The sequence below is a fragment of the Bradyrhizobium sp. Ash2021 genome, from assembly GCF_031202265.1.
Taxonomy (GTDB): Bacteria; Pseudomonadota; Alphaproteobacteria; order Rhizobiales; family Xanthobacteraceae; genus Bradyrhizobium.
This window is the reverse complement of sequence record NZ_CP100604.1, coordinates 836,780-862,501: the sequence shown is the minus strand read 5'-3', so window position 1 is coordinate 862,501 and position 25,722 is coordinate 836,780. Positions and strand designations below refer to the sequence as shown.

Genomic DNA, 25,722 nt, shown 5'->3' with positions numbered 1-25,722 from the left:
ACCGGTATCCACTTTTCCGGATCATGCTCTAGTGCACCGGCAACGGCGGATGCGGGATCGCCGTCAGCAGCTCCTTTGTATAGGCATCCTGCGGATTACCCAAGACCTGTTCGGACGGACCTTGTTCGACGATTCGACCCGCCCGCATCACGATGACGCGATCACACAACAAACGCACTACGTTCAAATCATGCGACACGAACAGATAGCTCATGCCCATCGACGCCTTGAGGTCCTGCAGCAGATTGAGCACCACCGCCTGCACGGAAACGTCGAGCGCCGCGGTCGGCTCGTCGAGGATGACCAGCTTTGGATACAGCGCGATCGCCCGCGCGATGCCGACGCGGGCCTTTTGTCCACCGGATAATTGATGCGGGAACCGGTCCAGCAGGTTGACCGGAAGCCCGACGAGGCCGGCGAGTTCCTCGCAGCGGGCGCGCAGCGCGTCACGTCCCCTGATGTCGCCGAGTTGCATGATCGGATCGACGATGGCGCGCGCGGCGGTAAAGCGGGGATTGAGGCTGTCGGTCGGATCCTGGAACACCATCTGGATGCTCTTGCGCAACGGAAGCCGCGCAAAGGCATTGGGCAGGATGCCGCCGATCTCGTCGCCGTCGAACATGATGCGGCCCGAGGTCTGGTCCAACAGCCGCATCACCATCATCGACGTGGTCGATTTGCCGCAGCCGGATTCGCCGACCAAACCGACGCTCTCGCCATGGCCGACGGAAAAGCTGATGCCGTCGACCGCACGGAACTGCTCGGCCTCGACCGGCGGCTTGCGGCCGAACAATTTGCCCAGCGTGGCGGTCGCGCCCTGGCGCGGATATTCCTTGACCAGTTTTTCGACCAGAAGCAGCGGTTTTGCATTTTCGTCACCCCCGGGCTTGACCCGGGGGTCGATCGCACTTGGGGAAGAGTCTTGCGAGGAAGGATGGATGGCCGGGCATAGGCGAGCGGAAGCGACGCCGTCCTTCAGACGGCTATGCCCGGCCATGACGGATGATGGGCGGGGCGGGATTGCAGGCAGCGCCGCCACCTCTTCCTCCGGCAATAGATCGCGCAAGGAAACGCCGAGCCGCGGCGTCGCGCGCATCAACTTCCTGGTATAGGCGTGTTCGGGGTTGGCAAAAATATCGGCCGATTTCGCGGTCTCGACAACGCGGCCCTTCTCCATCACGATCACGCGGTCGCAATAGGCGGCAGCCAGTCCCAGATCATGCGTGATCAGGATGGTCGACATCGACCGGCGCTTCGTCAGTTCGACGATCAGGTCCATCACGGCTTTTTGCGTGGTGACGTCGAGGCCGGTGGTCGGCTCGTCCGCGATCAGAAGCTGCGGATTGCAGGCCAGCGCCAGCGCGATCACGACGCGCTGGCACATACCGCCGGACAATTCGAAGGGATAGGCGTGATAGCGCTCGCGGGGACGGGCGATCTTGACCGCTTCGAGCGCCTCGATCGCCTTCTCGCCGCGATCGCTCGCCGCGGCCTGCACGTGCTGACGCAGCACGTCCTCGATCTGGTCGCCGACTTTGCGGATCGGATTGAGCGCCGCGCGCGGGTTCTGAAAGATCATCGAGATTTCGCGGCCGCGCAGATCGCGCATCTGGTTCTCGGTCGCGGCCCTGACGTCGATGCCGGAGAACATCACCGAGCCTTCGGCGATCTTGCCGGCGCGGTCGAGGATCCGCATCACGGCGTAAGAGGTGACAGATTTGCCGGAGCCGGATTCGCCGACGATGCCCAGCGTCTCGCCCTTGGCCACAGTGATGTTGACGTGCTGCACGGCTTTGACGATGCCGCGCCGGGTCGCAAATTCCACCGTGAGATCGTTGACGTCGAGCAGTGGCTGCGCGGTCATATCAATGCCTCCGCGAGCGACGTGCGCCCCCTCGCCCCGTTCTTACGGGGAGAGGGTTGGGGTGAGGGGCTTCTATCAGCGTATTCAGGAGGGAGAAGAGTACGCGGAGGGCCCCCCTCACCCGGATCGCCAAGAGCGATCCGACCTCTCCCCGCAAGCGGGGCGAGGTGAAGAGACCGAGGCGCTTCGACACCTTTGTCATTACTCACGTCCTCCGCTGCGGATCGACGATGTCGCGCAGACCATCGCCGAGCAAATTGAAGCAGAACACCGCGATCATCAGCGCGAGACCCGGGAACAGCGCGATCCACCATTCGCCCGACACCATGAAGCCGGCGCCTTCGGCGACCATGATGCCCCATTCGGCAGTCGGCGGCCGGACGCCGAGGCCGATGAACGACAGGCCGGCGGCGTTGAGGATCGCGTAGCCCATGGTCAGCGACATCTGCACGATCATGATCGGCATGATGTTCGGCAGGATATGCACCAGCAGAATCCGGAACTCGCCATTACCCGACAACCGCGCCGCCTGCACGAAGCCGGCATTGCGGCGAACGTTGGCCTCGGCGCGGGCGACGCGGGCATAAAGCGGGAAATTCACGATCGCGGTGGCGATGATAATGTTCTGCACGGTATTGCCGAGTGCCGCGACAATGCCCATCGCCAGCACGAATAGCGGAAACGCCATGATGGTGTCGGCGATGCGGCCGACGATGCGATCGGTCCAGCCGCCGAAATAGCCCGCCGCGATACCGGCGAGGCCGCCCATCAGGAATACCAGCACCACCGATGCCATCGCGATGAAGCTATCGAGGCGGGTTGCCACGATGACGCGGCTGAAAATGTCGCGGCCCAATTGATCGGTGCCGAACCAGTGCGCCGCCGACGGTGACTTCAGCGCCGCGGCGGTATCGCTGGCGAGCGGATCGTAGGGAACGACGTAAGGGCCGAACAGCGCCGCGAACACGATCACGATCAGCAGCCCGAACGCAAAGGCGGTGACGCGGTTCTCGCCGAGCACATAGCGGGTGTGTTCGAAGATCGCTGATAGTCCCGAGGTGCGCGCGGGACCGACGGGTTCAACGGCAGGCGCGACGGTGCTCATGCTCTTGCCCCTTACCCTTCGAGCCTCACTCTGGGATCAATCACGCCATAGAGAATGTCGATCATCAGATTGAGCAGCACATACATGACCGCCATGGTCAGCACAAAACCCTGCACCGGCGCGAAGTCCGACGAGATCAGCGCTTCCACCGCATAGGAGCCGATGCCGGGCCAGGCGAAGACTTTTTCGACAAGCACGTTGGCGCCGAGCAGGAACGAGAACACCATGCTGAGCGTGGTGATGACCGGCAGCATCGCGTTGCGGAACGCATAGGTGACGATCACGGTGCCCGGCGACAGCCCGCTTGCACGCGCCGTGCGCACGAAGTCCGAGGCCAGCACCGCGAGCATCGAGGCGCGGGTCATGCGCGCGATCGGCGCCAGCGAGAACACCGCGAGCGTCACCGCCGGCAGGATCAACTGGCTGAGCGCGGAGCGAAACGCCTCGAAATCGCGCGCGATCAGGGTGTCGATCAGATAGAAGCCGGTCACCGTCGGCGGCGCGCTGTAGAACACGTCGAGCCGGCCGAGCGGCGCCGGCGACCAGCCAAGCCGGAAATAGAAGACGTAGACCAGCACCAACCCCGTGAAGAACACCGGCAGCGACACGCCGGCAGTGGTGGTGACGCGGCAGAGATGGTCGATCCACGAACCCGGTCTCGTCGCGGCGAGCACGCCAAGCGGGATTGCGATCACGATGGAGACGACGAGGCCGAGCAGCGTCAGCTCGGCGGAGGCCGGCAGCCGGTTGCGGATTTCGGTCGCGACCGGCTGACCCGTGGTGAGCGAGTTGCCGAAATCGCCATGCGCGAGATCATTGGTGTAGCGGAAGAACTGCTCGATCAGCGGCTTGTCGAGGCCGAGTTTTTTGCGGATCTGCTCGACCGCCTCCTTGCCCGCCGCGGGGCCTGCGAAATACGCCGCGGGATCGCCGGGCAGCGCGCGTGTCAACAGGAACGTCACGATCACGACCCCGATCAGCGACGGAATCGCAAACATCAGCCGCTTGCCGATCATGGTCAGCATGGCGGGTTACCCCTTGGCCAGCGCGCGATAGTCGAGGCGACGGTGGAACCAGTATTGATAGCCCGAGATGTTCTTCTGCATCGCGACGTTGACGAAGGGCTGATACAGCGGAATGCGCGGGATGTCTGAGAAGGCGAGATCGACAAAGCCTTTGACGTCGGCGTCGTAGGCCGACATGTCGCCGGTTGCGGCTGCCGCGCGCGCGCCGTCGATCAACTTGTCCATCTCCGGCGACTTGTAGCTCATGGTGTTGAAGACGGAATTGTTGCCGTGATAGCACCAGTAGAAGAAGTATTCGGGGTAATCGAGCCAGCCCGAAAATACGTTGGTGTAGAGCGGCATTTCTTTCTTGTTCAGCTCGGTGCGCCAGTTGGCGCCGGGCACCTTGTTGATCGTGGTCTTGATGCCGAGCTGGGCGAGGCTCTCCTGCACCAGTACGCACAGCGGCTCGTTGACCCCGGCGAATCCGAGATCGAACGAGATCGTGGTCTCGAAGCCGTCGGCGTAACCGGCCTCGGTGAGCAGCGCCTTCGCCTTGGCCATGTCGGTCATGTATTTGGTCGGCTGCGGCCACGCGACTTCGGTGGCCTTGCCGACCGGCGCGCCGAACATCGGATTGGCGAGACCGAACAGCACCGCGTCCATGATCTTCTGGTACGGCATCGCGTAGGCCATCGCCTGACGCACTTTGGGATTATCGAACGGCGGCTTGGTCACGTTCATGCCGATGTACTGAATGCCGTTGGAGAACGGCAGCGACACCACGTCGAGCTTGCCGTTGGCCTTCATCTCCTGGAAGTCCCTGTACGGCAGCTCATAGGAGATATCGGCATCGCCGCGCTCCAGGAGCGCGCGGCGGTTGCCGGCCTGCGGCACCATGCGCCAGATCACGCGTCTGATCTTCGGCAAGGGACCGCCGACCCACTCGTCGTTACGCTCCATGATCACTTCGGTGCCGGCGGTCCATTTTGTCACCTTGTAGGCGCCGGAGCCCGCGGTCTGCTGCTTTGTATACTCGAGGCCCCAGGGATCTTTTTCGGAAGCATTCTTCTTCACCAGCTCCGAATTGACGATGCAGGGCACGATCACCGCGAGATCGGGAATCGTCAGGCGATCTTTCTTGGCAAAATCCACCCGCACCGTGTTGTCGTCGACGATGACGAACTGCTCGGGCTTGGTCAGCGAGCCCGCGCTCATCTGGAAGGTCGGGAAACCGCCGACAGAGACCGCTCGGTCGAGCGACCATTTGACGTCCTTCGCCGCGACCGGCGTGCCGTCATGGAATTTCGCGTTCTTCTTTAGTTTGAACGTCACCGACATGTCGCCGACATTCATGTCTTCAGCGAGTTCGGGCTTGAACTTGTCGCGGTCGTAATACGGCACGCCGCCGGGACCGCTCTTCATCTCGTGGCTGATCAGCCGGTCGTAGCAATTCCACGACACCTCATAGCCGGGCACATTGGTGCCGACGCCATGAATGTCGAGATTGTTCGGGCCGCCTTCGGAGACGATCAACAGTGTCTCCGAGCGGGCGTCGGCCTTCGCCGCGGACCAGATCGCGGGCGCGGGCGTCATGGCACCGGCGGCGGCCAATCCGGACACGGATTTCAGGAAATCGCGACGCTTCATGGAGATGCTCCAACGCCCGAGGAAAGCCGGCTTTGGAACGGGAATCGCAAGGTTCGTGCCAAACCTTAACGGAACGTCAATTGCACCTTAACCGAATGATTTAACTTGAGAATATCGATTTTCTGCCGCGAGACGACCGCATTCGATTGGGCGTCATATTGCATACAAAGCCATGGTGTTGCCTAAATATTGATCAGGTACTTTTTGGCGCCCGCTCGTTGGGCGAGGGCCCCATGATTTGAAGATCGCAGGGGCCCCGTCCCGCTAATCGCAAAAATCCTCGCTGTTGATGCGCAGGCAGCGCGGTGCGGCGATCCGTTTCTGCCGGGTGCAGCCTTGGTTCGCATCGATCTTCTTCAGCGCGCGGAGTGCTGCCATGGTCGGGCGGTAGCGGGGATAGCGCTTGTCGGACAAAAGCGACGCGCGACGCAGACAGTGTCGGGAAACCGCTTGATCAGGAGATCATGGAGCGCGACATTGCCGGTGTCCTTGGCCGCCGCGAACAGCTGCCCGGCCGGCATTGGCGCCCTAATCGGCAGCCAGACGGATCAACTAACGGATCTCGTCAGACGGGTCCGCGACGCCCTGTGTTCCCAGTGACGATCTATTGATCTCGCGCAAGGCAACGCTGGTGCGGGGACCCTGGTTCTATCGGGGAGTGAAAGCCTGCACCCGGGAGGTCCGTATGCGAAATGCCCCGAACCTGTCGATATCGCCGGAAAAAGTATTCTTCATTGTAACGAAGTCACGGCAATCCGACAGTAACGCCATCGGACCGGATGCCAACTCCGATTCGAGTGACGATGTGGCTGAGGATCACAGCAAGAGCACCGATCGCTCGGAACTCTCCCGCTTCATTCGGGATTTGAACGTCGACGAGCAGATTGACCTCGTCGCCCTGATGTGGCTCGGCCGCGGTGACGGCGATCTCGACAATTGGCGCGATCTGCGCTCGGAAGCGGAGCGTGCCCACAACAATCGTACAGCATCCTACCTGATCGGGACGCCGATGCTGGCGGACTATCTGGAGGAGGCCCTGTCGCAGTTCGGCAAGTCATTTGAGGCTTTCGAAGAGCATCTTTGATTTCCAGAATGCTTTGACTCCCGAGCCAATCTGCGTCGCGCAGGAAATGCGCACCGTGACCGGCATTCTGAAGGATGGAGTGCTTCAATGACCAAAATGAAGATCGGCACTGGTGACTGGATCGTCGTATGCGATGGGCGCAAGGCGCTTATCCTCGAAAATCTCGGAAACCGCATGTTTCCGAACCTGCACACAAAGGAAGTGCGCGAGCACCCGGACCTAGCGACGCGCGCGCAAGGAACCGATGCGCCGGGCAGCGTGCATTCGTCGATCGGTACCGCGCGAAGCTCGGTTGAGCAGACCGACTGGCATGATGAGTCTGAGCGCGCGTTCTTGCGGGCTCTTGCCGACCGGCTCGACGTTGCGGTCACAACCGGCGAAACCACGGCGCTCACCATCGTCGCGTCGCCGCGCGCGCTGGGCATGATCCGGCCGGATTATTCGGATGCCGTTCGCAAGGCGGTTCAATCGGAAGTCGGCAAGGATCTCGTGAAGATGCCAGTCCATCAAATCGAGGAGCAACTGCTGGCGTGAGCCTTGGGTATGGTCGTTAACGCCGGTAGTCGCGCCTGATCTCTCCGTGAACCAAGCATAAGTACCTCGGCCTATCGATCCGGATTGGCCCGCTCGAACTGGCGCAGCAGGCGGTTGCCGCGCTCCACGGCCAGGTCCATGGCTGCCTGCGCCGACCTCTTGCCGCTAAAAGCCTGCTCCAGTTCGTCGTCGATCACATCGCGGATCAGGACGAACGATCCAAGCCGGATTCCCTTCGAGTTCTCGGTCGGCGGCTTCAACATCATCTGCTCGATCGAGATCGCCACTCCCGGATTGCGATCGTAGAAGCCCTGCGCACGGGTCAGGTCGAACGCGGCGCGGGTGATCGGCAGATAGCCGGTGTTCTGGTGCCAGGCCGCCTGAATCTCCGGCTTGGACAGAAATGCAAAAAGCTTGGCGACACCGGCATATTCGGCGCGCGGCCGGTCGCGCAACACCCACAGGGTGGCGCCGCCGATGATGCTGTTTTGCGGCGCGTCAGCGACGTCGGGCCAATAGGGCATCATGCCGTAGCCGACCTCGAATTTCGAATTGGCCTTGATATCGGCGCGCGTCGCCGACGAGCCGATGAAGATCGCGCACTCGCCCTTTTGAAATCGCGGCTCGGCGGTCTGGCCCCGGCCGCTGTAGTCGAACGCCTTCGTCTGCTGCCATTCCGCAAGTTGCGCGATATGGCGCACCACCGCCGGATTGTTGAAGGTCAGCTCCGCATCGAGACCGCCAAAGCCGTTGGCGCGGGTCGCGAGCGGCAGATTGTGGAAGGCGGAAAAATTCTCGACATTGATCCAGGACGGCCAGGAGGTGGTCAGACCGCAAACGGCGCCCGCGGTGCGCAGCCGCTTCGCCGCGGCGCCAACCTCCGGCCAGGTCTTCGGCGCCACTTCCGGATCGAGGCCGGCGGCGCGGAAGAGATCCTTGTTATAATACAGGATCGGCGTCGAGCTGTTGAACGGGAACGACAGCATGTTGCCGGCCACGTCGGAGTAATAGCCGGTCACGGCCGGCAGATACGCGCGGGGCGAAAACATCTCGGACTGGTCCCGCATCAATTCGAACACGGGATAGATGGCGCCCCTCGCCGCCATCATGGTTGCGGTCGCGATCTCGTTGACCTGAACGATGGCGGGCTGGCTTCGCGAACGATAGGCGAAGATCGCCGCCGTCACCGTCTCGGTGTAATTGCCCTTGTAGCTCGGCACGATCCGGTATTCGGACTGAGATGCATTGAAGTCGGCGGCGAGCTTCTCGACCTGCTTGCCGAGTTCTCCCGACATCGCGTGCCACCACAGGATGTCTGTGGCGGCCTGCGCGGGAGACACAAGGGCGATGGTCGCGAGGGCTGCGAGGTATAAGAATCTCAAATTCAACTTCACCGTTGAAACACTCTCATCCGGCGCCGAAATGAAGCGTCTGCGCTGCCCGCCGTCATAGGACCCGGCGACAGCGGGATCAATCCGCCATCGCCTGTCATTGAGCACAATTAACGATATCGGCAGGATAGCCATATCCGCCCAGTTCTGTAAAATTAGTTGAACCTTTTCTTCCCGCCGCAGACTTCATCACAAGGGGATTTGTTGCCAGTGTACCGCCGCGCCGACCTTTCGCGGACCATGACGCTTGTTGTCGCGCTGCTCGCCGCAGTGGCCGCAACGAGTGCGTTTGCGCGCGAATTCCGCGCCGCCGACACCCAGAACGAGGATTATCCGACCGTCCAGGCGCTGCTGTATATGGGCAGCATGGTCGCGGAGCGCAGCGGCGGTCGCCACCAGATCAAGGTCTTCCATTCGCACCAGCTCGGCGAGGAAAAGGAAACCCTGGAGCAGACCCGGGTCGGCGCGATCGACCTCAATCGCACCAATGTCGCGTTGATCGGAAACTTGGTGCCGGCGATGAATGTGCTGGCCATGCCGTTTTTGTTTCGCTCCATCGGGCATTTGCAGAAGGTGCTGGATGGGCCGATCGGCAGCGAGATCCTCGACAGCTTCGAGCCCTATGGTTTCGTTGGCCTCGCGTTCTATGATTCCGGCGCCCGCTCGATCTACAACAGCGTCCGGCCGATCCGCTCGATCGCCGACCTCAGGGGTTTGCGGCTGCGCGTGCAGCAGTCCGAGCAGATGTCCGACATGATCAAGTCGCTCGGCGCCGAGCCGGTCGAACTGCCCTACGGGCAGGTGCTGACCGGGCTTGCCACCAGGCTGATCGACGGCGCTGAGAACAACTGGCCGTCCTTCGTCACCACCGATCACTTCAAATATGCCGGCTACTACACCCTCACCGAACACACGATGAGCCCGGAAGTGCTGGTGATGTCGAAGAAGGCCTGGGGCAGCCTCTCGGCCGAAGATCAACAAATCTTCCGCGAGTCGGCGCTGCGCTCCAGCCGCTTCATGCGTGAAAAGTGGCGGGATCTCGAAGAACGGTCGCGCAAGCAGGCCGAAGCGGCCGGCGTCAAGATCGTCACAGATATCGACCGCAAGCCGTTCGAGGCGGCGATGGCCGGGCTCTACGCCAAGGCGCAGCGCGACCCCGCGGTCGCGCAACTGATCGAACGAATTCGCAAGGTGGAGTGAATTGGCCGGAGCACCGCAACAGGACAAGGCAGTGGAACGGTCGGCGGGCTTCGCCGCGCGCGGCCGTTTTCGCATCGTCCAGCTGCTGCGTGCGGTACCGATCCGCTGGCGCATCCTGTCGATCGCCGCCTTGAACTCGGCCGTCGTGATCGTGCTCGCCGTCTTGATCTGGAACGGCGCCAAGGTGCTGGGCTCGGCCTGGGAAGATGTCCGGCAGGTGCGCGAATCCGACAAGATCCTGGCGTCGCTGGAGAGCGAAACCAGCCGCCTGCAGAACCTGATCCACCGCTACATCAACCAGCCGAGCCCCGAACTGTTCGCCGAGATCCTGCTGTTGCGCGAAGCGGTGCTCGGCACGCTGACCACGCGCGCTTCGAACGACCCGATGCTGTCGGGGTCGGTGGAGCGGCTCGAACACGTCACCAGCCGTTTCCTCGACGGTTTTGGCGAATTGCGCGCGGTACAGGGGAAAATCGCCAAGACCTATGAAGAGCAGGTGCTGGGTCCGGCCAAGGATATGGCCGGGCTTTACTCGATCATCGAGGGCGCCACCGGGCACCGCGACGCGCTGATCTGGCCGGCACTCGGTAAATCCCGCGAGGCATTTACCGCGATGCTGGTCGCCGCCAACTCCTATTACCTCTCGCTGTCGTCCGCCTCCGCCGACGACGCACGCAGGAACACCGAGACAATCGAAAAAACCATTCCTGTGATGACCGACCTCGCCGACAACGATCTGCAGCGCATGGCGCTGGCGCGGTTGAACACGCGGACCCTGGCGCTGCGGGAGGGACTGGCCAAACTCACCGAGGAGCTCGCCAACCGCACCGAGCTGTTGCGCAACACCATCGACGCCAGCCAGGCGGACGCGATCGGCGCCATCGACGAGTTGTCGGTCAAGATGCGCCAGCGCGAGCAAAAGGCGCAGGAGACCTTCGATCGGACGCTGTCCAACATATCGAGCCGGGTGCTGTCGATCGCCGTGATCTTTCTCGGCATCATCCTTTCGGCCGGCGTGCTGATCGCGCTCTCGATCCGGCTGCCGCTGCACCAGATCATGGCGGCGATGCACGCGATCACCTCGGGCGACTATGACCGCAGCGTGCAGGGAACGGCCGCCAAGGACGAGGTCGGCGCGATGGCGCGTGCGGTGGAAGTGTTCCGCGAAAACGCTATCGCCAAGCGCAAGACCGAGGACGAGCTGCGCGCCTCGAAGGAAAAGGCCGAGAGCGCGCTATTGGAGCTCAACACCGCCCAGCAGAACCTGATCGACGCCGAACGGCTGGCGGCGCTGGGCGGCCTGGTCGCCGGGGTCGCCCATGAGGTCAACAACCCGATCGGCATCAGCCTGACCGTTGCTTCAAGCTTTGCGCGCCGCGCCGAGATGTTCGAGTCCGAATTGCGCACCGAGCCGCTGCGCCGCTCCAAGCTCGACGAATTCGTGAAAACCTCGCGCGACGCCGCCCAGCAGCTGGTGGCGAACCTGCATCGCGCCGGCGAGTTGATCCAGTCGTTCAAGCAGGTGGCGGTGGACCGTTCGCATGCCGAGCGCCGGCAATTCTCCCTCGGGGAAGCCACCGACCAGATCGTCGCCAGCCTGCGGCCGGTCCTGAAGAAGGCCGCGATCACGCTGTCGGTCGACGTGCCGGAGGGCCTGATGATTGACGGCTATCCCGGCTCCTACGGGCAGATTTTAACCAATCTTTTCCTCAACGCCGCCAATCATGCCTTCGCCGACGGCCGCTCCGGGGCGATCTCGATCTCGGCAAGGGCCCGCGGCAGCGACGATGTCGAGATCATTTTCGCCGATAACGGGGCGGGAATGACGCCGGACGTGCAGCGGCAGGCCTTCGACCCGTTCTTTACCACGCGCCGCAACGAGGGCGGCACCGGACTGGGGTTGCATATCGTCTATAATCTTGTCACTCAACAGCTCGGCGGCCGGATGATGCTGGAGTCAAGACCGGGACAAGGCACTACATTTCGCATTATCATGCCGAAGGTCGCCAAGGGTGGACCCTCGATCACGGACGCTGCAGCCGACGGAACTCCTCAATGGCCGAACAGGACGATGTCCTCCACCTGATCGACGATACCGGCGCCGTTCCGGAGGTTTCGTCCGCGCGCAAATGGAAGATCGCCGTCATCGACGACGATCAGGCCGTGCATGAAGGCACCCGCTTTGCGCTGAGTGACTACAACCTGCAGGGGTCGACACTCGAAATCCTGTCGGCCTATTCCGCGGCCGAAGGCCGCATCCTGATGCGAAACAATCCGGATATCGCAGCCGTGCTGCTCGACGTCATCATGGAAACCGACGTCGCCGGCCTCGAACTGGTCGAATACATCCGCAACGAGATCAGGAACGAGACCGTCCGCATCATCCTGCGCACCGGACAGCCCGGCCAGGCGCCCGAGCGCCGCGTCATCGTCCAGTACGACATCAACGACTACAAGGCGAAGACCGAGCTCACCGCCGACAAGCTGTTCACCTCGCTGACAGCGGCCTTGCGCAGCTACCAGCAGCTCGAGCGCATGGTGCAGACCAGGCGCGGGCTGGAAATCATCATCGACGCCGCCTCGACGCTGTATGATTTCAAATCGATGCAGCGCCTCGCCGAAGGCGTGCTGACCCAGCTTGCCTCGCTGCTCAATGTCGATTGCGCCGGCATTCTGGTGCTGCGCGACGACGGCGGCTCGGCCGAATCCGAATTTTCCGTGCTTGCCGGCTCGGGCTGCTACAGCCGCTTCATCGGCACCACCAGTTCGAAAGCGCTCGATCCGGATTTGCGGCAGATGGTGGAGGCGGCGTTCCAGCGCCGCAAGAACGAATTCGCCGATCATCGCAGCGTGCTTTATCTGCGCACCGGCAGCGGCCGCGAAGTGGTCGTGCTGCTGCAGGCCGAGCGTCCGCTTTCGGAGACCGACCGCGCGCTGGTCGAGATCTTCTCCAGCCGGCTGTCGATCGCCTTCGACAACGTCATTCTTTATCAGCAGCTGCACGAGGCCAATACCCAGCTCGAGGACCGCGTCGCGCAGCGCACGCGGGCGCTAATGCAGGCCAACCGCCGGCTGTCGTCGCAATGGCTGCGGCTGCAGCGCGCCAACGGCTTCAAGAACGAGATCCTCGGCACCGTCGCGCACGATTTGAAGAATCCGCTCGGCGTGATTCTCGGCCGCACCGAAATGCTGACCGAGTTGATCTCGGCTGGCTCGCCCAAGGAAAACGTCACGGCGCAGGTCGACCATATCCGCGACGCCACCAGGCGCCTGACCTCGATGGTCGATCATCTGATTTCGGATGCGATGGCGGACGCCTTCGACATCACCATTCGCCGTGAGCCGGTCGATGTCGCAGCCCTCGTTGCCGAGGTCGCCGACGCCAACCAGCCGTTGGCCGTCAACAAGCAGCAAACAATTGCCGTATCCGCGCCGCCGAATTTCGTCACCATGTGCGACTCCGACCGGATCCGCGAAGCAATCGACAATCTGGTCAGCAATGCCATCAAATACTCGCCGATCGGCGGCAAGATCACGGTGGCGGTCGGCCATGAGGGCCATAGCACCGTCATTCGCATCGGTGACGAGGGCGCAGGGCTCAGCCCCGAAGACCTCGGCCGGCTGTTCGGCCGGTTCCAGCGGCTCTCGGCCAAGCCCACCGCCGGCGAGAGCTCTACCGGCCTGGGTCTATCGATCGTCAAACGCATTATCGACATGCATGGCGGCCATGTGACCGCGGAGAGCGCCGGACCCGGACAGGGATCGACGTTTACGGTTACATTGCCGGCAACAGAGACGTCATGACCCAGAGCCCGCATATCATCATCGTCGACGACGAGGCGCCGGCCCGCGAAATGGTCGGCGATTACCTCAAGATGCATGGTTTTGGCGTCACCCTGTGCGACGGCGGCAAAAGCCTGCGCAGCGTGATCGAGACCAACGTGCCCGACCTCGTGGTGCTCGACCTCAACATGCCCGAGGAAGACGGGCTGTCGATCATCCGTGACCTCAAGAGCCGCATCAACGTCCCCGTCATCATGCTGACGGCGACGGCAAGTCCGATCGATCGCGTGGTCGGGCTGGAGCTCGGCGCCGACGACTACATCGCAAAGCCCTGCGAGCTCAGGGAATTGATGGCGCGGATCCGCTCGGTGCTGCGCCGTAGTACGCCGGTGAAGGCAGCGGCGCCCGAAGCCGCGGCTACCAAAACGGAAAAGGATCAACTGGTGCGGTTCGGCACCAAATGGCTCGATCTCGGGGCGCAGGCGCTGCGCGACGACGAGGGCAACGAGCATCCGCTGACCGCGTCCGAATTCGGCCTCTTGAAAGTGTTCGCGGCCAATCCGAAGCGGGTGCTGTCGCGCGAGCGGCTGTTGGAATTGGCCAACGCGCGCGACGCCGAGGCCTTCGACCGCGCGGTCGATCTGCGCATCATGCGGATCCGCCGCAAGATCGAGATCGATCCGACCAAGCCCGCGGTGATCCGCACCATCCGCGGCGGCGGCTATCTGTTTTCGCCGACCGGCGACAAGGCGTGAGACTTCCTTCTCCCTCGCCCCGCCCTTGCGGGGAGAGGGCCGGGGTGAGGGGCTGCCTCCACGAATGCTGAATGCGCGGATAGTCCCCCTCACCCGAAATTCGCGCTTCGCGCAAATTTCGACCTCTCCCCGCAAGCGGGGAGAGGTGAAGAAGGCTTCCCTCCAATTTTCCGCTTATTGAAATTACTCGCATTTTACCCCCGAATGTTTCGTCCCGGGCCCTGCGACGAAACAATTCTCCCGGGCATGAAACCATTTTCTCCTTTTCGTGCAGACATCCCGAAACGTTGACTAACTAACAATCCTCCCAACGAAGCGCCGCCAAAAGGCGAAGTGGGAGCCTGTCATGCCGAACGTCATCGCCATCAACGCTGCAGCCCGCAAAAATATCGCGGCGGTCCGCGCGACCTCCGATGAGATGCTGCTTGAGAGTATCGCCCTGGGCGGCCGCACGGCGATGCATGTGCTTTATTCCCGTCACAACGTCCGGGTTTACCGCTTCGTCCTCCGCATGGTGCGCGACACCACCCAGGCCGAAGACCTGGTCAGCCAGGTGTTCCTGGACGTGTGGCGGACCGCCAGCCAGTTCGAAGGCCGTTCCCAGGTTTCCACCTGGCTGCTGTCGATCGCCCGCTTCAAGGCGCTGACCGCGCTGCGCCAACGCAAGCACGAAGATATCGAGCAGGAAGACGTGCTCGAGATCGCCGATGAGGCCGATACGCCGGAAGCCTCGCTGGACCGCGCCAATACCTCGGCCATCCTGCGTGCCTGCGTCGCAAAGCTGTCGCCGGCGCATCGCGAGATCATCAACCTCGTCTACTACCACGAGAAGTCGGTGGAAGAGGCCGGCGCGATCATCGGCATTCCTCAGAGCACGGTGAAGACCCGGATGTTTTATGCCCGCAAACAACTCGCGGAGCTGCTTAAGGGCGCGGGCGTGGACAGTCTGGCTGCATAAAAAACAGCTATTTCAGATACTTAAATGGAGGGCGGGGACGAAAATCGGGGTTGATTTCGAGGCCAAAGATTACCGGCGACGAAACAAATGAAACAATTGACGACATCACCCGGAAAAACTCCCTCCCTATATCGATCGTCAACAACGCAACACCAACGCCGAACAGGAGAGCGAACATGCTGAAGCCGTCCTTCCGCTTTTTCATTATCCCGCTCGGCGCCGTCGCCACACTGGCCTCATTGTCCGCCCAGAACATCGCCCCCCGCGCCCAGCGCGATGCCGGTTCGATGGTCGTGCGCGAACAAGTGATCGATTGCAGCACCAAGAGCGCCGCTGAGGTCTGTGTGATCCCCAACGGAGCCCGTTGAACCAGTTTCCAGACCACCAGACCTTCCAAGTTCTGACTCCCAAGTAACCTCCAACGACCCGGCCGGGATGCCCCCCAGCCGGGTCGCTCTGTATTTGGGGGAGGCGTTATCGTGAGCGCACCTCGAGGGGCTCACAGAGACGTGACGCGGCCTGGGATGCGGCCGGCGTAACGGCCCGCGCCGTCATCGCGAAGAACATCAAGCTCCCCGCAGTGGCCACATGGCGCTGCCGGGAGCCGTTGATGGACGGATCCGATGTTCAACCTCGTTCTCGCGCTGCTTGCAGGCGTCGTCACGGTCGCCGCACCCTGCACCCTGCCGATGCTGCCTATTCTGCTCGGGGCATCGGTCGGCCAGACCGGCAGGGCGCGGCCGGCGATGATCGCGCTTGGTTTCGTGATGTCATTCTCGATGGTGGCATTGGCGCTGAGCGCGATCACCCGGGCGTTCGATTTCGATCCCAACGTGCTGCGAACCGGCGCCGCGGTATTGCTGGCCGGATTTGGACTGCTGATGATCTGGCCCGCGCCGTTCGAGTGGCTGTCGGTCCGGTTCGGCCGGCTCGGCAGCAGCACCACGGCGGGATCCCGCCAAGGCATGATCGGCGGCTTCGTGCTCGGCACCACGCTTGGCCTGGTCTGGACGCCCTGTGCCGGCCCCGTGCTGGGCTCGATCCTGACCGTCGTGGCGACCTCGAAGGACACCGCATGGGCGAGCCTGCTGCTGGTGGTCTACGCCATCGGCGCGGCGATCCCGATGCTCTTGATCGCCTATGGCGGCCAGGCCGTCACCACCCGTATTCGCAGCATCGCGCGGATGACACCCAGGCTGCAGCAGGCCTTCGGCGTCGTCGTGATCGCCTTCGCGATTGCCTCCTATTTCCAATACGACACGCTGATCGTGGCGTGGCTGACCGGATTCTACCCCAATGGCCAGATCGGCCTCTGAACCCTCAAGGAGACTTCCATGACCCTACGCTCGCTCGCCGCATCCGCCGCACTGGTTGCGTTCAGCCTGACAGGCACGACCCTCCCCGGCATCAGCGGCGAAGCGCGAGCGCCGGATGCTCCGTTCGCGGTCGCGGCGGCACAGCAGGCCGCGCCTGAATTCACCGGCATCAGCAACTGGTTCAATTCGAAGCCGCTGAAAATCTCCGACCTGCGCGGCAAGGTGGTGCTGGTGGATTTCTGGACCTATGGCTGCGTCAACTGCGTCAACACGCTGCCGCACGTCACCGAGCTCTATGCCAAATACAGGGATCGCGGCCTCGTCGTGGTCGGCATCCACACCCCGGAATTCCCGTTCGAACACTCGGCGTCCAATGTGCAGGCGGCGCTGAAACGTCACGGCATCACCTATCCGGTCGGGCAGGACAATGAGTCGCAGACCTGGAACGCCTACCGCAACCAGTATTGGCCGGCGCAATATATCGTCGACCAGAACGGCAAGATCGTGTTCCAGCACGACGGCGAAGGCCAGTACGAACAGATCGACCGCACCATTGCACGGCTGCTGAACGCCAATAGCTGATCAATTCCGGCAGCGCGGCTACTATCGTCAAATTCGGCGTGATAAGGTTCGCGCCGGATTGTGGCACGATCCCGAAAAGTGGATTTCCGGTTTTCGGACAAGATCGTGCCCAAGAGACCGGCGATGGATGGTGCGTGATGTTCGAAGGCTGGGACGCCGTAGTATTGGCCCGGGCGCAGTTTGCTTTCACGATGTCGTTCCACATCGTGTTCCCCGCCTTCTCGATCGGGCTTGCAAGCTATCTGGCGGTACTTGAAGCGCTCTGGCTGTGGACCGGGCGCGAGGTCTTCATCAACCTGTTCAATTACTGGCTGAAGATCTTTGCCGTCGCCTTCGGCATGGGCGTGGTGTCCGGCATCGTGATCTCCTACCAGTTCGGCACCAACTGGTCGGCGTTTTCCGACAAGACCGGGCCGGTGATCGGGCCGTTGATGGCCTATGAGGTGCTGACCGCGTTCTTTCTCGAAGCCGGCTTCCTCGGCGTGATGCTGTTCGGCCTCGAACGGGTCGGTCACAAATTGCATTTCCTCGCGACCCTGATGGTCGCGATCGGCACGCTGATTTCGGCATTCTGGATTCTCTCGTCCAATTCCTGGATGCAGACGCCGGCGGGCTACGCCATCAATGCCGATGGCCAGTTCGTCGCCGCCAGCTGGCTCCAGGTGATCTTCAATCCGTCGTTCCCCTACCGCCTCGTGCACATGGTGCTGGCCGCCTATCTGACGACCGCGCTCGTGGTCGGCGCGGTCGGCGCCTATCATCTGCTGCGCGACCAGCATCTCGCCGGCCCCCGCGTGATGTTCTCGATGGCGATGTGGATGGCAACCCTGGTGGCGCCGATCCAGATTCTCGCCGGCGACCAGCACGGCCTCAACACGCTGGAGCATCAGCCCACCAAGATCATGGCGATGGAAGGCCATTACGAGAGCCATAAGGACGGCGCACCGCTGATCCTGTTCGGCCTGCCCGATCAGACCGCCGGCAAGGTCAAATACGCCGTCGAAATCCCGAAACTGGGTTCGCTGATCCTGAAACATTCCCCGGACGCGCCGATGGCCGGCCTCGACACCGTGCCGCGCGAAAACTGGCCGCCGGTGCCGATCACCTTCTGGTCGTTCCGGATCATGGTCGGCCTCGGATTCCTGATCATGGGGCTCGGCCTGCTCAGCCTGTGGATGCGCTGGCGCGGCAAGCTCTATGAATTCCGCCTGTTGCATTTGTTCGCGATCGCGATGGGCCCGGCGGGTTTCATCGCCGTGCTCGCGGGCTGGATCACCACCGAGACCGGGCGCCAGCCGTTCACGGTGTACGGGCTGTTGCGGACGGTCGAATCCGCCTCCCCGCTCGCGGCGCCCGCAGTCGCCTCCTCGTTGATCATTTTCATCATCGTCTATTTCACGGTGTTCACCACCGGCGTCATCTACCTGCTGCGGCTGATGGCGGCTCCGCCGCATCCCGGCGAACAGGGGCCGTCGCATGACGCGCCTGCCCGCGCCGCCGGCATCACGCCCGCCGCCGGCGTCGTCGTCGAGGGAGCCGCCCGATGATCCCCATCGACCTCGCCATCATCTGGGCCTTCATCATCGCGTTTGCCGTGTTCGTCTATGTGGTGATGGACGGTTTCGACCTCGGGCTCGGCATCCTGTTTCCGCTATTCCCGGAGAAAGCCGATCGCGACGTCATCATGAACAGCGTCGCGCCGGTCTGGGACGGCAACGAAACCTGGCTGGTGCTGGGCGGCGGCGGCATGATGGCGGCGTTCCCGCTGGCTTATTCGGTGCTGATGCCGGCGCTCTACACGCCCATGATCGCCATGCTGGTCGGGCTGATCTTTCGCGGCGTCGCCTTCGAATTCCGCTGGCGGACGACGCAGAGCGAGCGCAACCGCTGGGACATCGCCTTTGCCGGCGGTTCATTGGTGGCTACGCTGGCGCAGGGCATCGCACTCGGCGCCATCCTGCAGGGCGTGCATGTCGAGGGACGGCATTATGCCGGCGGCTGGTGGGACTGGCTGACGCCGTTCAGCCTGTTGACCGGTGCAGCACTGGTGATCGGCTATGCGCTATTGGGCGCGACCTGGCTGGTGATGAAGACCGAAGGCAGTTTGCGCGACCGCGCCTATCATTTGAGCTGGGTGCTGTTGCTGGCGATGCTGGGCGCGATCGGCGCGGTCAGCATTGCGACGCCGTTCCTCCACGTGCAGTACACGCAGCGCTGGTTCGCCTGGCCCAACATCATCCTGACCGCGCCGGTGCCGATCGCGGTGGCCGGCGTGACGGTGTTGTTGCTGCGCAGCCTTGCCAACAAATACGACTACCAGCCGTTCTTCCTGGCGCTGGCGCTGTTCGCGCTGTCCTATGCCGGCCTGGGCATCAGCATGTATCCCTACATCGTGCCGCAGAGCATCACGATCTGGCAGGCAGCCTCGCCCGCGAACAGCCAGATCTTCATGCTGTTCGGCGTCGGCGTGCTGGTGCCGCTGATCCTCGGCTACACCGCGTGGGCTTACTGGGTGTTCCGCGGCAAGGTCAGGCACGGGAGCGGCTATCATTGATGCCGCGAGAGGAAAATCCACGCCCGCTGACGCAGCGGCTATTGTGGTTCGCAGCCCTCTGGCTCGGCGGCGTCGGCACCGTCGCCTTGATCTCCTTTGGCCTGCGGCTCTGGATCGCACCGAAATGAGGTATTTCGGGCCATCTGCACCTTTCGAAAATTCGTGACATTTCAGTGACGTATCCGTCGCACTCGCCTTGAACTTGCCATCAAGCTGGCCCTGAGATTTGATGGTTCCAAGGATTTGGCTCAAGGGCCAAGAAGGAGAGCTTTGCAATGACGAGACTTCGTCACCTGATCTGGATCGTCGTCGCCGCCGGTGGCCTGATGCTTTCAGCCTCGCAAAGCTATGCCCAGCAGCCCGACGTGGGCGACCAGCCCGGGCTTCTGCCGGATGACAGCGTCGAGCTCGATCCGGAATACCGCAAGCAGATGGTGTATTATCGGACCAATGAGGCGCCGGGCACCATCATCATCTCCACCGCCGAACGCCATCTGTACCTGGTGCAAGGCAACGGCCGCGCGCTGCGCTACGGCATCGGCGTCGGGCGCGACGGATTCCAGTGGCAGGGCCTGGTCAATATCACCCGCAAGGCGGAATGGCCGGACTGGACGCCGCCGCCGGAAATGATTGCCCGCCAGCCCTATCTGCCGCGCTTCATGGCCGGTGGACCCGGCAATCCACTCGGCGCCCGCGCCATGTATCTCGGCACCACCGTCTACCGAATCCACGGCACCAACCGTCCCGACACGATCGGCACCAAGGTTTCATCTGGTTGCTTCCGGCTGGTCAACGCCGACGTCGCCGATCTCTACGATCGCGTGCCCGTCGGAACCAAGGTAATTATCCGGCAAAAGCCCGAACTGTAACCGCCGCTCCAGCTTCGCTGAAATCCGTTTTTCCCGATCATTGGTGAGAGATAAATCATGCGCACATTCCGAGGCGGCCTCCTGATTGGTCTGGCGGTCGCAGTCGCGATCGCGGCCGTTGCCATCACCTATGAGCGATACGACACCCGAACCCTGAAGCGCACGATCCGGCGCGGCGAGGTATTCTGCGGCGTCAATGCCGGCCTGCCCGGCTTCTCGATCCCCGACGACAAGGGCAACTGGAGCGGTTTTGACGTCGATTTCTGCCGCGCGGTGGCGTCGGCGATCTTCGACGATCCGAAGGCCGCGAAATTCATTCCGCTCGATGCCAGCGAACGCTTCAAGGAGTTGCAGAACCGCAAGGTCGACATCCTCTCCCGCAACTCGACCTGGAGCATGTCGCGCGAGACCAATTACGATCTCTACTTCCCGGCGGTCGCCTATTATGACGGCGAAGGCTTCATGCTGCCCGCGGCCCGCAAGATCGACTCGGCGCTCGACCTCAATGGCAGCAAGATCTGCGTGCAGGCGGAAACCACCACGCAGCTCAACCTCGCGGACTATTTTCGCGCCAACAACATGAAATACCAGGAGATGAAATTCCCCAAGCTGGAGGAAGTGGTCAAAGCCTATGATTCCGGCCAGTGCGACACCTTCACCGCCGACGCCTCGCAGCTCTATGCGCTCAGGCTTAATCTCTCCAAGCCGAACGACCACATCATCCTGCCGGACATCATCTCCAAGGAGCCGCTGGCGCCCGTGGTGCGGCAGCGCGACGACGACTGGATGATGATCGTGAAGTGGACGCTCTATGCGATGATCAATGCCGAAGAACTCGGCATTACCTCCAAGAACATCGACGAGGCGCTGAAGTCGAAGAAGCCCGAGGTGATGCGTCTGGTCGGCACCGAAGGCAGTTACGGCGAGGACCTCGGTCTGACCAAGGACTGGGCTGCCCGCATCATCCGCCACGTCGGCAATTACGGCGAGGTCTATGAGCGCAATGTCGGCGCCGAGTCGAAGCTGAAGATTCCGCGCGGGCTCAACCAGCTCTGGAGCGCCGGCGGGATTCAGTACGCCCCGCCGATCAGGTAGGTCCCTCAGACGTCATTGCGAGGAGCGAAGCGACGAAGCAATCCATCTATCCGTTATGCCGCGCTATGGATTGCTTCGCTTCGCTCGCAATGACGGGGTGAGACCGTCAATAACTCTTCATCCGCGCCAGCTGATCGGCGTGGAAATTGGCATCGCCGAACAATTCCTGGCAGACCCGCGCCCGCTTCATGAAGAAGCCGATGTCGAACTGGTCGGTCATGCCCATGCCGCCGTGCATCTGGACGCCTTCCTGAACCGCCAGCGTCGCGGTTGAGCCGGCGCGCGCTTTGGCGACGGCGACCGCTGCACCCGCGCGATCGAAATCGCCATCGAGCGTCTGCAGCGCTTTCAGCACCGCAGCGCGGGTGATTTCGATATCGATGTAGAGTTGGGCTGCGCGATGCTGAAGCGCCTGGAATTCGCCGATCAGCTTGCCGAACTGCTTGCGTTCCTTGAGATAGGTGACGGTACGGCCGAACACTTCTTCGCTGAGACCCACCATTTCGGAGGCAACCGCGCCGCGGCCGATATTGAGCACGCCCTCGAGCAACGCCCCGCCTTGATCAACCTCGCCGAGCACATGATCGGCATTGACCTCGACATTCTCGAACACGATCCGTGCCGCATTGTGCGAATCGACCATCGCCGTGCGCTCAGTCGCGATGCCCTTGGTCTTCGGATCGACCAGGAACAGCGTCAGGCCGTTGCGCTCGCCGGCGGCGCCGCCGGTGCGCGCCGCGACGATCAGGAGATCGGCGGTGTGGCCGTCGACCACAAAGGCCTTGTCGCCGGAAAGCTTGAACCCATTGCCGGAGCGCACCGCTTGCATCTTGGTTTGCAACGGGCGGTGTTTGGCTCCTTCGTCGATCGCGAGCGCCGCCAGCAGCGAGCCGTCGGAAATTTTTGGCAGATGCTGGGATTTTTGCGCATCACTGCCGCCGCGCGACAGCGCCGAGGCCGCCAGCACCGAGGTGGCGAGAAACGGCGACGGCATCAAGGTGCGGCCGATTTCTTCCATCACCACGCCGGCCTCGACGCAGCCGAGCCCGCTGCCGCCAAAGTTCTCCGGCACCAGCAGCCCGGAAAATCCCATCTCGGCAAACGTCTTCCAGAGATCGCGGGAAAATCCGACTGCGTCCTTGGCATCGCGCAGTGCGCGCAGATGCGATACCGGCGCCTTGTCGCTGATGAGGCCGCGCGCACTGTCGCGCAGCATGGATTGTTCTTCGGTAAGGACGAGGGCCATTTGAGAGGATTCCGGTTTGGATGTGTTTCTAATTTGAGGTCGTCATTCCGGGGCGCGTCGAAGACGCGAACCTCAGATGTGCAATTGCACGTCGGGGAATCTCGAGGTTCCGGGTTCGACGCTTCGCGTCGCCCCGGAACGACGGTTGCAGAGTTCACGCTCCCGGCAGATCGAGGATGCGCTTGGCCACGATGCCGAGCATCACCTCGCTGGTGCCGCCCTCGATCGAGTTGGCCTTGGTGCGCAGCCAGGCACGCGGGCGGGCGCCGCCTTTGGAGCGCTCGCTCTCCCATTCCAGCGCGTCGATGCCGCCGGCCGACATCAGGATTTCGTAGCGGCGCTTGTTCAATTCAGTGCCGTAATATTTCATCGCCGACGAAAACGCCGGATGCGACTGACCGGCCTTGGCCAGATCGACCGCGCGCTCGGCGGCCGCCGACAGCGCCGCCTCGTCGATCTCGAAGGTCGAGATCTGGCCGCGCAGCATCGGATCTTCCAGCCGGCCCTGCTCGTCGGTCCCGACCGAGTCGGCGGCAACCTGGCCAAGCGGCCGGCCGACGCCGCGCTCGCCCATGCCCGAGATCATCGCGCGCTCGTGCTGCAGCAGATATTTCGCGACATCCCAGCCGCGATTGACGGTGCCGACCACATGCGACTTCGGCACCCGCACATTGTCGAAGAAGGTTTCGCAGAACGGCGAATAGCCGGAGATCAGCAGGATCGGCTTTGTCGACACGCCCTTCGAGGCCATGTCGAACAGGATGAAGCTGATGCCGTCGTGTTTCTTGGCCGTGCCATCGGTGCGCACCAGGCAGAAAATCCAGTCGGCGTAGTTGGCATATGACGTCCAGATCTTCTGGCCGTTGATGATGAAATCATCACCGTCGCTTTCGGCGCGGGTCTGCAGCGAGGCAAGGTCGGAGCCGGCGTTCGGCTCGGAATAGCCCTGGCACCAGCGGATCAAGCCCGCCGTGATCTTGGGCAGATGCTCCTTCTTCTGCGCGTCGGTGCCGTATTTCAGCAGCGCCGGTCCGAGCATGGAAATGCCGAACGAGACCAGCGGCTGGCGGGCTCCGATCGCCGCCATCTCCTGGCGCACGATCTTGGCCTCCTCGCCGTCGAGGCCGCCGCCACCATATTCCTTCGGCCAATGCGGCACGGTCCAGCCCTTGTCGCGCATCCGCTCGAACCAGACGCGCTGCGGCTCGGAGGAGAATTTGGCGTTACGGCCGCCCCAGAACGTATCCGCGTCCGAGGTCATCGGCCGCCGCATCTCGGGCGGACAGTTCGCCTGCAGCCAGGCGCGGGTTTCACGGCGAAAATTTTCCAGATCGGGCATGGTGCGTTTCCATATTGTCGAGTTGGAAAGGACCTTAGTCACCGCACCGCGGAATTCAATATGTCTTGCGTCATGCCATGCCGGAGCGGCGGTGGTCATGCCGCGTGATCAGGTGTATTCGCAAAGCGCGTAACGATTGAAAAACAAGAGGAAACGGACATGCGCCTGAAGTTGCTTTCGCCTGGCGAAATGAGCGCGGACCAAAAAGAAACCTACGACGAGTCGATTGCAGGCAAACGGGGCGCCCCGCCGGCGCCGATGATGGCCTGGCTCAATAGTCCCGAAATGGCCCGGCATGCCACGCGCCTTGGCGGCGTGCTGCGCTTCGATACGATATTTCCGGCCAAATTGTCGGAGATCGCGATCCTCGTCACCGCGCGGCACTGGACCTCGCATTACGAATGGTACGCGCACAAGCGCCTCGCACTGAAGGGCGGCATGGACCCGAAAATCATCGATGACATCCGCGACCGCCGCACGCCCGTGTTCGACGATCCCAAGGGCCAGATGATCTACGACCTCGCCAAATCGCTGCATGAGGGCCACGGCGTGTCGAAGGCGCTGTATGACACCGCCGTCAAGGTGCTCACCGTGCGCGGCGTGACCGAGATCATCGGGCTGTGCGGCTACTACACGATGGTGTCGATGACGCTGAACACCTTTGAGTTCGAACTGCCGACAGGAGAAGTGTCCGACCTTGCGTGAGGCGTGATCGCCGCCTACGTGTCCCGGACGCGGTGCAGCGCTTCTTCAGCGGTGCACCGCAGAGCCGGGACCCGCGAGCTATGGGCCCCGGCTTAGCAGCGCATCGCTGACGCGCTGCGCAGTATCCGGGGCACGATACCCTTCGAATGGAGAACGCTTTGCCCGACAATCCACCCATCATCGCCGGTACCCGGATCGGGCATGTCCACCTCAAGGTCGCCGACCTCGACCGCGCGCTGGGCTTCTATTGCGGCGTGCTCGGCTTCGAACTGATGCAGCGGCTCGGCTCCGGCGCGGCGTTCATCTCGGCCGGCGGCTATCACCACCATATCGGGCTCAATACCTGGGAAAGCAAAGGCGGCCATCCGCCGCCGCCGGGCACGACGGGCCTGTTCCACACCGCGATCCTCTATCCGACCCGTCCGGCGCTGGGCGATGCGCTTTATCGCGTGATCAGCGCCGGTATCGAGCTCGACGGCGCCAGCGACCACGGGGTCAGCGAGGCGCTTTATCTGCGCGATCCCGACGAGAACGGCGTGGAGCTGTACTGGGACCGGCCGAAGGAGCAATGGCCGCGCACGCCGGACGGCGCGCTGTCGATGTTCACGAAGCGGCTCGATCTGGATGATCTATTGCGGCAGCGGGCGGTGTAGTTTTTGCCGTCATTGCGAGGAGCGAAGCGACGAAG

The 25,722-nt window shown here is 62.7% G+C and carries 25 protein-coding genes; 16 read left to right on the top strand and 9 right to left on the bottom strand.

Annotated features, from left to right (window positions below; all coding sequences use genetic code 11):
* Window positions 1-28: 28 nt before the first annotated feature.
* From NL528_RS04010 to NL528_RS03990, 5 genes are all read right to left on the bottom strand, one after another.
* A complete protein-coding gene (locus tag NL528_RS04010) occupies window positions 29-1,864 on the bottom strand; it encodes an ABC transporter ATP-binding protein (RefSeq protein WP_309181421.1) in 1,836 nt (611 codons plus the stop codon).
* Between the two features lie 205 nt (window positions 1,865-2,069).
* Window positions 2,070-2,969, bottom strand: coding sequence for an ABC transporter permease (locus tag NL528_RS04005; RefSeq protein ID WP_309181420.1), 900 nt, complete (start codon window positions 2,967-2,969; stop codon window positions 2,070-2,072).
* Window positions 2,970-2,980: 11 nt separating this feature from the next.
* Entirely contained in the window at window positions 2,981-3,994 is a 1,014-nt protein-coding gene (locus tag NL528_RS04000) for an ABC transporter permease (protein WP_074271529.1), read from the bottom strand.
* A 6-nt stretch (window positions 3,995-4,000) separates the two neighbouring features.
* The gene (locus NL528_RS03995) at window positions 4,001-5,623 is read right to left on the bottom strand and encodes an ABC transporter substrate-binding protein (protein WP_309181419.1); all 1,623 of its coding nucleotides are present in this window, start codon (window positions 5,621-5,623) and stop codon (window positions 4,001-4,003) included.
* Between the two features lie 264 nt (window positions 5,624-5,887).
* Complete coding sequence (locus NL528_RS03990; protein WP_309181418.1) at window positions 5,888-6,037, bottom strand: hypothetical protein; 150 nt, start codon at window positions 6,035-6,037, stop codon at window positions 5,888-5,890.
* A gap of 271 nt (window positions 6,038-6,308) precedes the next feature.
* Between NL528_RS03990 and NL528_RS03985 the strand changes: the two genes are divergently transcribed.
* A complete protein-coding gene (locus NL528_RS03985) occupies window positions 6,309-6,707 on the top strand; it encodes a DUF3775 domain-containing protein (protein ID WP_309181417.1) in 399 nt (132 codons plus the stop codon).
* Window positions 6,708-6,794: 87 nt separating this feature from the next.
* Complete coding sequence (locus NL528_RS03980; RefSeq protein WP_309181416.1) at window positions 6,795-7,241, top strand: host attachment protein; 447 nt, start codon at window positions 6,795-6,797, stop codon at window positions 7,239-7,241.
* A 71-nt stretch (window positions 7,242-7,312) separates the two neighbouring features.
* Here the strand turns inward: NL528_RS03980 and ugpB are convergent, their stop codons facing one another.
* A complete protein-coding gene (gene ugpB, locus NL528_RS03975) occupies window positions 7,313-8,623 on the bottom strand; it encodes a sn-glycerol-3-phosphate ABC transporter substrate-binding protein UgpB (RefSeq protein WP_309181415.1) in 1,311 nt (436 codons plus the stop codon).
* A gap of 213 nt (window positions 8,624-8,836) precedes the next feature.
* Here ugpB and NL528_RS03970 point away from each other — a divergent pair, with 213 nt between their 5' ends.
* The 5 genes from NL528_RS03970 to NL528_RS03950 all read left to right on the top strand — a co-directional run bounded on the left by NL528_RS03970 (window position 8,837) and on the right by NL528_RS03950 (window position 15,328).
* A complete protein-coding gene (locus tag NL528_RS03970) occupies window positions 8,837-9,832 on the top strand; it encodes a TRAP transporter substrate-binding protein (RefSeq protein WP_309181414.1) in 996 nt (331 codons plus the stop codon).
* A 100-nt stretch (window positions 9,833-9,932) separates the two neighbouring features.
* On the top strand, window positions 9,933-11,918 hold the full coding sequence (locus NL528_RS03965) for an ATP-binding protein (RefSeq protein ID WP_309184796.1): 1,986 nt from the start codon (window positions 9,933-9,935) through the stop codon (window positions 11,916-11,918).
* On the top strand, window positions 11,888-13,636 hold the full coding sequence (locus NL528_RS03960) for a DUF3369 domain-containing protein (RefSeq protein ID WP_309181413.1): 1,749 nt from the start codon (window positions 11,888-11,890) through the stop codon (window positions 13,634-13,636). The genes NL528_RS03965 and NL528_RS03960 overlap by 31 nt, the downstream gene beginning before the upstream one ends.
* Window positions 13,633-14,370, top strand: coding sequence for a response regulator (locus NL528_RS03955; protein WP_309181412.1), 738 nt, complete (start codon window positions 13,633-13,635; stop codon window positions 14,368-14,370). The genes NL528_RS03960 and NL528_RS03955 overlap by 4 nt, the downstream gene beginning before the upstream one ends.
* 346 nt (window positions 14,371-14,716) lie before the next feature.
* Window positions 14,717-15,328, top strand: a complete 612-nt coding sequence (locus NL528_RS03950; RefSeq protein ID WP_309181411.1) for a sigma-70 family RNA polymerase sigma factor — start codon at window positions 14,717-14,719, stop codon at window positions 15,326-15,328.
* A gap of 7 nt (window positions 15,329-15,335) precedes the next feature.
* Here NL528_RS03950 and NL528_RS03945 read toward each other — a convergent pair whose 3' ends face one another.
* Window positions 15,336-15,725, bottom strand: coding sequence for a hypothetical protein (locus tag NL528_RS03945; protein ID WP_309181410.1), 390 nt, complete (start codon window positions 15,723-15,725; stop codon window positions 15,336-15,338).
* Between the two features lie 226 nt (window positions 15,726-15,951).
* Between NL528_RS03945 and NL528_RS03940 the strand changes: the two genes are divergently transcribed.
* From NL528_RS03940 to NL528_RS03910, 7 genes are all read left to right on the top strand, one after another.
* On the top strand, window positions 15,952-16,644 hold the full coding sequence (locus NL528_RS03940; protein WP_309181409.1) for a cytochrome c biogenesis CcdA family protein: 693 nt from the start codon (window positions 15,952-15,954) through the stop codon (window positions 16,642-16,644).
* Window positions 16,645-16,662: 18 nt separating this feature from the next.
* Window positions 16,663-17,226, top strand: a complete 564-nt coding sequence (locus NL528_RS03935) for a thioredoxin family protein (RefSeq protein WP_309181408.1) — start codon at window positions 16,663-16,665, stop codon at window positions 17,224-17,226.
* Window positions 17,227-17,363: 137 nt separating this feature from the next.
* Window positions 17,364-18,773 (top strand): cytochrome ubiquinol oxidase subunit I, encoded by a 1,410-nt coding sequence (locus NL528_RS03930; protein WP_309181407.1) that lies wholly within the window; start codon window positions 17,364-17,366, stop codon window positions 18,771-18,773.
* The gene (gene cydB, locus NL528_RS03925) at window positions 18,770-19,780 is read left to right on the top strand and encodes a cytochrome d ubiquinol oxidase subunit II (RefSeq protein WP_309181406.1); all 1,011 of its coding nucleotides are present in this window, start codon (window positions 18,770-18,772) and stop codon (window positions 19,778-19,780) included. The genes NL528_RS03930 and cydB overlap by 4 nt, the downstream gene beginning before the upstream one ends.
* Window positions 19,780-19,908 (top strand): DUF2474 domain-containing protein, encoded by a 129-nt coding sequence (locus NL528_RS03920; protein ID WP_143205052.1) that lies wholly within the window; start codon window positions 19,780-19,782, stop codon window positions 19,906-19,908. The genes cydB and NL528_RS03920 overlap by 1 nt, the downstream gene beginning before the upstream one ends.
* A gap of 147 nt (window positions 19,909-20,055) precedes the next feature.
* On the top strand, window positions 20,056-20,649 hold the full coding sequence (locus NL528_RS03915) for a L,D-transpeptidase (RefSeq protein WP_309181405.1): 594 nt from the start codon (window positions 20,056-20,058) through the stop codon (window positions 20,647-20,649).
* A 57-nt stretch (window positions 20,650-20,706) separates the two neighbouring features.
* A complete protein-coding gene (locus NL528_RS03910; protein ID WP_309181404.1) occupies window positions 20,707-21,744 on the top strand; it encodes an amino acid ABC transporter substrate-binding protein in 1,038 nt (345 codons plus the stop codon).
* Window positions 21,745-21,850: 106 nt separating this feature from the next.
* Here NL528_RS03910 and NL528_RS03905 read toward each other — a convergent pair whose 3' ends face one another.
* Window positions 21,851-22,990 (bottom strand): acyl-CoA dehydrogenase, encoded by a 1,140-nt coding sequence (locus NL528_RS03905; protein WP_309181403.1) that lies wholly within the window; start codon window positions 22,988-22,990, stop codon window positions 21,851-21,853.
* A gap of 154 nt (window positions 22,991-23,144) precedes the next feature.
* On the bottom strand, window positions 23,145-24,329 hold the full coding sequence (locus NL528_RS03900; RefSeq protein ID WP_309181402.1) for an acyl-CoA dehydrogenase family protein: 1,185 nt from the start codon (window positions 24,327-24,329) through the stop codon (window positions 23,145-23,147).
* Window positions 24,330-24,488: 159 nt separating this feature from the next.
* Here NL528_RS03900 and NL528_RS03895 point away from each other — a divergent pair, with 159 nt between their 5' ends.
* Together NL528_RS03895 and NL528_RS03890 are read left to right on the top strand one after the other, a co-directional pair.
* Complete coding sequence (locus tag NL528_RS03895) at window positions 24,489-25,034, top strand: carboxymuconolactone decarboxylase family protein (RefSeq protein ID WP_309181401.1); 546 nt, start codon at window positions 24,489-24,491, stop codon at window positions 25,032-25,034.
* Between the two features lie 146 nt (window positions 25,035-25,180).
* Complete coding sequence (locus tag NL528_RS03890; RefSeq protein ID WP_375143983.1) at window positions 25,181-25,687, top strand: VOC family protein; 507 nt, start codon at window positions 25,181-25,183, stop codon at window positions 25,685-25,687.
* Window positions 25,688-25,722 lie beyond the last annotated feature (35 nt).

What these genes read in the sequence shown, in the direction of transcription:
- NL528_RS04010 (WP_309181421.1), bottom strand. Translation starts at nt 1,864, where the DNA reads ATGACCGCGCAGCCACTGCTCGACGTCAACGATCTCACGGTGGAATTT.
- NL528_RS04005 (WP_309181420.1), bottom strand. Translation starts at nt 2,969, where the DNA reads ATGAGCACCGTCGCGCCTGCCGTTGAACCCGTCGGTCCCGCGCGCACC.
- NL528_RS04000 (WP_074271529.1), bottom strand. Translation starts at nt 3,994, where the DNA reads ATGCTGACCATGATCGGCAAGCGGCTGATGTTTGCGATTCCGTCGCTG.
- NL528_RS03995 (WP_309181419.1), bottom strand. Translation starts at nt 5,623, where the DNA reads ATGAAGCGTCGCGATTTCCTGAAATCCGTGTCCGGATTGGCCGCCGCC.
- NL528_RS03985 (WP_309181417.1), top strand. Translation starts at nt 6,309, where the DNA reads ATGCGAAATGCCCCGAACCTGTCGATATCGCCGGAAAAAGTATTCTTC.
- NL528_RS03980 (WP_309181416.1), top strand. Translation starts at nt 6,795, where the DNA reads ATGACCAAAATGAAGATCGGCACTGGTGACTGGATCGTCGTATGCGAT.
- NL528_RS03960 (WP_309181413.1), top strand. Translation starts at nt 11,888, where the DNA reads ATGGCCGAACAGGACGATGTCCTCCACCTGATCGACGATACCGGCGCC.
- NL528_RS03955 (WP_309181412.1), top strand. Translation starts at nt 13,633, where the DNA reads ATGACCCAGAGCCCGCATATCATCATCGTCGACGACGAGGCGCCGGCC.
- NL528_RS03950 (WP_309181411.1), top strand. Translation starts at nt 14,717, where the DNA reads ATGCCGAACGTCATCGCCATCAACGCTGCAGCCCGCAAAAATATCGCG.
- NL528_RS03940 (WP_309181409.1), top strand. Translation starts at nt 15,952, where the DNA reads ATGTTCAACCTCGTTCTCGCGCTGCTTGCAGGCGTCGTCACGGTCGCC.
- NL528_RS03935 (WP_309181408.1), top strand. Translation starts at nt 16,663, where the DNA reads ATGACCCTACGCTCGCTCGCCGCATCCGCCGCACTGGTTGCGTTCAGC.
- NL528_RS03930 (WP_309181407.1), top strand. Translation starts at nt 17,364, where the DNA reads ATGTTCGAAGGCTGGGACGCCGTAGTATTGGCCCGGGCGCAGTTTGCT.
- cydB (WP_309181406.1), top strand. Translation starts at nt 18,770, where the DNA reads ATGATCCCCATCGACCTCGCCATCATCTGGGCCTTCATCATCGCGTTT.
- NL528_RS03920 (WP_143205052.1), top strand. Translation starts at nt 19,780, where the DNA reads ATGCCGCGAGAGGAAAATCCACGCCCGCTGACGCAGCGGCTATTGTGG.
- NL528_RS03915 (WP_309181405.1), top strand. Translation starts at nt 20,056, where the DNA reads ATGACGAGACTTCGTCACCTGATCTGGATCGTCGTCGCCGCCGGTGGC.
- NL528_RS03910 (WP_309181404.1), top strand. Translation starts at nt 20,707, where the DNA reads ATGCGCACATTCCGAGGCGGCCTCCTGATTGGTCTGGCGGTCGCAGTC.
- NL528_RS03905 (WP_309181403.1), bottom strand. Translation starts at nt 22,990, where the DNA reads ATGGCCCTCGTCCTTACCGAAGAACAATCCATGCTGCGCGACAGTGCG.
- NL528_RS03900 (WP_309181402.1), bottom strand. Translation starts at nt 24,329, where the DNA reads ATGCCCGATCTGGAAAATTTTCGCCGTGAAACCCGCGCCTGGCTGCAG.
- NL528_RS03895 (WP_309181401.1), top strand. Translation starts at nt 24,489, where the DNA reads ATGCGCCTGAAGTTGCTTTCGCCTGGCGAAATGAGCGCGGACCAAAAA.
- NL528_RS03890 (WP_375143983.1), top strand. Translation starts at nt 25,181, where the DNA reads ATGGAGAACGCTTTGCCCGACAATCCACCCATCATCGCCGGTACCCGG.